The sequence below is a fragment of the Paenibacillus sp. 05T425 genome (assembly GCF_056396205.1).
This window is the reverse complement of the sequence record NZ_JBFTLA010000136.1, coordinates 1-411: the sequence shown is the minus strand read 5'-3', so window position 1 is coordinate 411 and position 411 is coordinate 1. Positions and strand designations below refer to the sequence as shown.

Annotated in this window: 1 protein-coding gene; it reads left to right on the top strand. The window is 59.0% G+C overall.

The annotated features are described in order from the left end of the window. Window positions 1–102 precede the first annotated feature (102 nt). Window positions 103–411, top strand: a 309-nt coding sequence (locus AC1DF0_RS32460; RefSeq protein ID WP_477577716.1) for a LysR family transcriptional regulator, incomplete at its 3' end; no start/stop codon positions are given.

The following is a 411-nucleotide window of genomic DNA, read 5'->3' as shown; positions in this document are numbered from 1 at the left end:
GGTCAATCCTCGTATGAAGTGTTGCTTTCTGAGGTCGGCATTCTAGAGATCCGCCAGATGCGGTAAAGTCATTACCTATCTGTTCTGGAGATGGGTTGAGCCATGAATATGCAATGGAGTCTGGAACAGCTGCACTTGTTTGTCAGTGTCGCGGAACAACGTTCCTTTTCCGCGGTGGCGCGGGATCAGCGCAAGGCGCAGTCGGCGGTCAGCAGTTCGATTGCGCTGCTGGAAGAAGACCTGGGCGTCAGCCTGTTCGATCGCAGCAGTGGTCGCCAGCCGAAACTCACCGAAGCCGGCACCGCGCTGCTTGAAGAGGCGCGGGAAGTGCTGCGCCARTGTGAGCGCCTCAAYGGCCGGGCACTGGCGATGATGCGSGGYCAGGAAGCGAGTTTGCGGGTGGCTCAGGAC